At 32.4% G+C, this 4,516-nt stretch carries 9 protein-coding genes; 1 reads left to right on the top strand and 8 read right to left on the bottom strand.

All coding sequences use genetic code 11. The annotated features are described in order from the left end of the window. Positions 1 to 146: 146 nt before the first annotated feature. Together PGR14_RS15830 and PGR14_RS15825 are read right to left on the bottom strand one after the other, a co-directional pair. Positions 147 to 569: a hypothetical protein gene (locus tag PGR14_RS15830; protein WP_055297051.1), complete on the bottom strand. Its 423-nt coding sequence runs from the start codon at positions 567 to 569 to the stop codon at positions 147 to 149. A 314-nt stretch (positions 570 to 883) separates the two neighbouring features. Beyond that, a complete protein-coding gene (locus tag PGR14_RS15825; protein ID WP_156337636.1) occupies positions 884 to 1,243 on the bottom strand; it encodes a hypothetical protein in 360 nt (119 codons plus the stop codon). A 50-nt stretch (positions 1,244 to 1,293) separates the two neighbouring features. Between PGR14_RS15825 and PGR14_RS16355 the strand changes: the two genes are divergently transcribed. Continuing rightward, positions 1,294 to 1,590, top strand: coding sequence for a helix-turn-helix domain-containing protein (locus PGR14_RS16355; RefSeq protein WP_334298872.1), 297 nt, complete (start codon positions 1,294 to 1,296; stop codon positions 1,588 to 1,590). A 172-nt stretch (positions 1,591 to 1,762) separates the two neighbouring features. Here the strand turns inward: PGR14_RS16355 and PGR14_RS16430 are convergent, their stop codons facing one another. The 6 genes from PGR14_RS16430 to PGR14_RS15790 all read right to left on the bottom strand — a co-directional run bounded on the left by PGR14_RS16430 (position 1,763) and on the right by PGR14_RS15790 (position 4,412). Continuing rightward, entirely contained in the window at positions 1,763 to 1,879 is a 117-nt protein-coding gene (locus tag PGR14_RS16430) for a TraM recognition domain-containing protein (RefSeq protein ID WP_442872485.1), read from the bottom strand. Further along, positions 1,860 to 2,321, bottom strand: coding sequence for a helix-turn-helix transcriptional regulator (locus PGR14_RS15810; protein ID WP_007887521.1), 462 nt, complete (start codon positions 2,319 to 2,321; stop codon positions 1,860 to 1,862). Before PGR14_RS15810 ends, PGR14_RS16430 begins: the two co-directional genes overlap by 20 nt. Before the next feature lie 16 nt (positions 2,322 to 2,337). Next, positions 2,338 to 2,619, bottom strand: coding sequence for a hypothetical protein (locus tag PGR14_RS15805; protein ID WP_055247381.1), 282 nt, complete (start codon positions 2,617 to 2,619; stop codon positions 2,338 to 2,340). A 164-nt stretch (positions 2,620 to 2,783) separates the two neighbouring features. Next, the gene (locus tag PGR14_RS15800; RefSeq protein WP_055247379.1) at positions 2,784 to 3,416 is read right to left on the bottom strand and encodes a GyrI-like domain-containing protein; all 633 of its coding nucleotides are present in this window, start codon (positions 3,414 to 3,416) and stop codon (positions 2,784 to 2,786) included. 45 nt (positions 3,417 to 3,461) lie between these two features. Further along, positions 3,462 to 4,064, bottom strand: a complete 603-nt coding sequence (locus PGR14_RS15795) for an alpha/beta hydrolase (protein ID WP_005337276.1) — start codon at positions 4,062 to 4,064, stop codon at positions 3,462 to 3,464. Positions 4,065 to 4,094: 30 nt separating this feature from the next. After that, positions 4,095 to 4,412 (bottom strand): hypothetical protein, encoded by a 318-nt coding sequence (locus PGR14_RS15790; protein ID WP_055247378.1) that lies wholly within the window; start codon positions 4,410 to 4,412, stop codon positions 4,095 to 4,097. Positions 4,413 to 4,516: the final 104 nt, after the last annotated feature.

Below are 4,516 nucleotides of genomic sequence, written 5' to 3'. Positions count from 1 at the left end.
GTACTATTTATATTCTAGCACCACAGCCTACGAGAAAACCATCGTATCTTTGCTTCCTCGCAGGCTCAGTTATTTCCATTTGTAACTTCTAGGTATTTTACATTTTTTCTCGTATTTTATCAAATTCTTTATTCACAAAATTCTCCTCAAACGGATACTGATTGTTTAACCGTTGCCCTCTTATATCCTTTTTTAAATAATTCGTTTACCATTTTTTGGATATATGTCGGTTGTAATTGATTTACTTTTATATGCCCTATATAAGATTTACATCTTTCATACTCTCTTATATAGTTTTGTACAGTCCTAGGTTTCACTTTTCCAACCACATATAACTCCATCCACTCATCAAACCAATCATTTAACGTTTTTTTGCTGGCATCAGTCTGCAATCCTAGATTATATTGTTCTAATATTTTTTCTCTCTTTTGTTTTACTTCTTCTAATCTTTTACTGGATGCATATATAGGTTTGTCATTTCCTTTAATATACACACGTGCTTGATAGGTTCCATTTCTCAGTTGAGTAATTCCTTTCCCCAACTCTTTCCCATTTAAGGCTTTAGCCATGATACTCATCCATCCTTTTTCTTCTTTCTAACAGACAGATGACTACCTATTTGCTTACCTGTTCCATCTTAACAAATTTTTAAATTCTTTTCAAGATAAGCTAAAAATTCAACATCTATCTGATAAGAAAATCTCATTTTATTTTTCGTTTCCCAGAATAACAAATAGTCCTTATTATCACTCCCTTCTGTTTGAATATGGCATAAAGCACAAAAATTGGAACCAGGTTCCAATTTTCGCACATAATCCTTTATTATTTTTATGTCATACCTTTTTCTGTACACAAATATATTAAGCCGAAACAAATCTAGCATTTATGCATACAAATCAAATATCTCCTGAATACAGTTTTTCATTACTTCATTGGACAAATTTCTAATAAACTCTTGCTGCCACTCATTTCTTATTTCGTATTTATCCTGTAACACATATTTATCCATAGAATTTCCACATACTAAATTCTGCTCAACAATATCCGCAAGTTTCAGTAGCAGATCTTTATACTTCATTTCAAATACAAATTTATATTCTTCAAATCCAAACGCTTCCAGCAAATAAGTAATTCGCTCAAAATTATATAAATCCATTATTTTTTCATTACAAATTCTCTTTCGGTCTTCCAAACTACACACACCAAGGAATAACAGCCTTTGCTGTTCTGCACACTTTTCCATATCTTTCTCCATATTTGAACTACATTGTATCTAATCTTTGCTCTCTTGTTATGTTTATTATAGTCGAATATTCGGCAATATGTAAGGTAATTGAAAACCCTATAATTAAATATAGAACACGCATGAAAGAGGTGATACATTTGTTTACCTACGCCCCATTATGGCAGACATTAAAAGATAAGGGGATTTCTCAATATGAATTAATCAAAACCTACCACATAAGCACTGGAACATTAGATGCTCTTAGGAAAAACAAAAGTGTTACCATGAATACTCTACATGATATTTGTGTTATTTTAGATTGTCCTATAGAAGCGGTAGTTAAAATTGAAAAAGGTGATAAATAAACAGCTGGTTGCAAAATTTTTTTATTGCAAGTCAGCTGTTTTTTCAATTATCATATAAAGTTTTGCCAAACAGTTTTCGATTTACATTTAGTTTTCATGAATCATAATTTCTCACAGTATCCGAATAATCTGTTCATATATCAGTATTTCTCTCGGTCCAATATTCTTATTATCATGATAATGACCAAAGAACCACTTTCATCTGTGCAATGTTCTGGATGATGATACTGCAGGAAATCCCTCCCGAACGCATGGTTGCCAGAATCTTGTCATTTAGTTTCCAATCCACTCAAATAGAATTGATATAACAAATACACCAGAGAAAATATACCAATTAACAAATACGCCACATTTTCTTTTAAAGATACTAGATACGATGAGAATACAACAAAGCCAATAACCTTGATTACCGCTTTAATTTTTCGATTTTCAATCTTATCAATTTTACAACAGATAAAACGTACTCCAATAACCATAGGAGAAAATAAGATTGCAATCAAAATTAATATAATATTTTGCTTATTAAAAATAAGCTTTGATAACTGTTTTTTCTCATTATCCTTGATGTCCAAATACTGGTATAGCAATATAAGAGAGGCTTGGTCAGGAACACTTTTTCCCAATTCCCATTTCGAAATTGTCTGTCGCGTAACAAAGACAACATCAGCCAGTTGTTGTTGGGTTAAGCCCTTTTCAATTCTGGCTGATTTAATCAAATCTGATATTTCCATAGTTGTACTCCATTTATTATCTGTTTTTAATAGTGTCGCATAATGTTATTGCTAAACAAGCAACTATTACAAGAAAACTCATCTGATGTTTAATAACAACGCAAAATAGGTTAATTGCCAATAACATACCGATAAAAGCAATCATACTATACTTGTATATCCTAGGATGTTTTTGGGATAATGCATTCGATATTTTTACAATTACTGCTATCATAGGAATAATTAATACCCCCATAACACCAAATAAAATTCCAGTTGCAACAACACTCATTTTGTTTTTCTTTAATTCCTTCAACATAAAAAGAACCTCCTTTGTTTTTGATACTTTGATATTAAAAAAGAATTCTTTTTATGTCACGCAACGCTTGTGAAAACAGGCGCAACGGTAACGATTTTCATTCTGGTCATCGAAAGCAAAATTCCGATTTTTCGTTCTCTGCGACTTCCCAATAAACGGGAATTTTACGCTTTCTTAATTGGATGTCTAATTACAGTTTTCCATTTTTCTGGGGCAACCTTTCTTGCATCAGACATATAAATCTCGTGGTGCAACCTATCTTTGTTAATATCATTAACATATCCATTTTGTTCTAAATAAGTATCCATAAGCGCAACAGTTGCTGGCTCATTATCAAAAGAACCTATATGCATAATTTGAACGCATAATCCCTCATCAATCGTAAGATACTCTGCTGACGAACAATCAAGTTTCTTCTTTTTCGTTGCTGTTTCTACCGCCCAGTCAAAATCAGCTTTAGAAATGAAATCAGGCAAACGGATAACAGAAATCCAGCTGAAAGCAGACTTATTTGTATAATCTACACTCTCGACATCATCCTGCCACCAAAAACCTTCCAATGGCGGAACAACATATTCAAAAAATCCTTCAATTTTATAATCAGTCTTGTAACTCATTTTTAATGTGTATGCAACAGCATATAGAACACTGATTGCTTGTTGATATGCTCCGCCTTCTTCATTTGGATTGCCTTTTCCTCTAACTGCAATATAATTTGCCTTAGGTACATTTACAATCTCTGGTTTGTTCTTCGGCATATAGAATTCTTTATACTCTTTTTTAAAATCAAAAGCCATAATAACCTCCAAAATTCCGATTTTCTCAATTCTCCAAACTTGAATTTATTTGGAAGATTTTATTATCCATTCATCAAGAAATTTCATTTGTTCATCCGTATGAAACCAATGCTCTCCATTTTTCATAATAGAAAGTGTTGAATTAGTCCTCTGTACAAATTCAAATATCGTTCCATAAGCGGTAAGATTATCTTTTTCACCATATAAAATGTGCGTTGGGATTTCCCATATAATAGGATTTTCTCTTGCATAGCAAAGATAATCCCATGAAAGAGTCTCTCCAAAGGTTGTCTGAATTTCTTTTTTCTCTTTGAGTTCATCCTCTGTAACATTTGCCCAAATCATCATATCAGCAATAAGCCTTTCCATATCTACAACGGGCGAAATAAAATATGCTTTCTCTATTTGCTGATTTGATAAGGCATTGATAGCAAAATACGCTCCAATGCTATTGGCAATTACTTCAACCGTCTTGTAGTTTCTATAAATTGAATTAAAAAGTAATGGAAATTCTTCTTTTGCTTCCCATGGAAACTGTGCAGTATAGTCGAGACCAATCACATCACAATTACTAAAGAGCGGTTTGTAATGAATAGCTTCTTCAGCATTACCACCTTTTCCATGTATATAAATAACTGCTTTATCCACAATAGTTATCCTCCACAAATTATAAGTTATTTACTTCTCTTCATACTTTTTAACGATAACTAAACTATAAGCAGCCATAATTACAATTGTTTCCACCATCACACCAATAACCGACAACAGAACGTATGGTGTATTTTGACCTTCTAACAGCGGAATTCCTAATATAACAAAAATGATTCCATAGATTATAAACAATAGTCCGCTCGCACGATTGTAACCTTTCACATCTTTTACTTTTATTGTTTCGGTATTAGCCCAGAATCCAACGGGATTCTTACAAAACATATCTTTTATTCCTAATCCAATTATAAACACTCCAAAAAGTGACCATATAACAAACCCAATCATATTGTTTCTCCTTACAAACCGCATTAAAACCATAATGAGACACATTCTTGTATTTCCCAAAATCGAGATTTACTAATTCTACAAATTCCGATTGAGATTTCACC

The sequence above is a fragment of the Coprococcus sp. AF99-45 genome, from assembly GCF_027663865.1.
Lineage (GTDB): Bacteria > Bacillota > Clostridia > Lachnospirales > Lachnospiraceae > Allocoprococcus > Allocoprococcus comes.
The sequence above is the reverse complement of the archived record's forward strand: the minus strand, read 5'-3'. Positions and strand labels throughout refer to the sequence as shown.

What these genes read in the sequence shown, in the direction of transcription:
- PGR14_RS15830 (WP_055297051.1), bottom strand. Translation starts at nt 569, where the DNA reads ATGGCTAAAGCCTTAAATGGGAAAGAGTTGGGGAAAGGAATTACTCAA.
- PGR14_RS15825 (WP_156337636.1), bottom strand. Translation starts at nt 1,243, where the DNA reads ATGGAAAAGTGTGCAGAACAGCAAAGGCTGTTATTCCTTGGTGTGTGT.
- PGR14_RS16355 (WP_334298872.1), top strand. Translation starts at nt 1,294, where the DNA reads ATGTTTATTATAGTCGAATATTCGGCAATATGTAAGGTAATTGAAAAC.
- PGR14_RS15810 (WP_007887521.1), bottom strand. Translation starts at nt 2,321, where the DNA reads ATGGAAATATCAGATTTGATTAAATCAGCCAGAATTGAAAAGGGCTTA.
- PGR14_RS15805 (WP_055247381.1), bottom strand. Translation starts at nt 2,619, where the DNA reads ATGTTGAAGGAATTAAAGAAAAACAAAATGAGTGTTGTTGCAACTGGA.
- PGR14_RS15800 (WP_055247379.1), bottom strand. Translation starts at nt 3,416, where the DNA reads ATGGCTTTTGATTTTAAAAAAGAGTATAAAGAATTCTATATGCCGAAG.
- PGR14_RS15790 (WP_055247378.1), bottom strand. Translation starts at nt 4,412, where the DNA reads ATGATTGGGTTTGTTATATGGTCACTTTTTGGAGTGTTTATAATTGGA.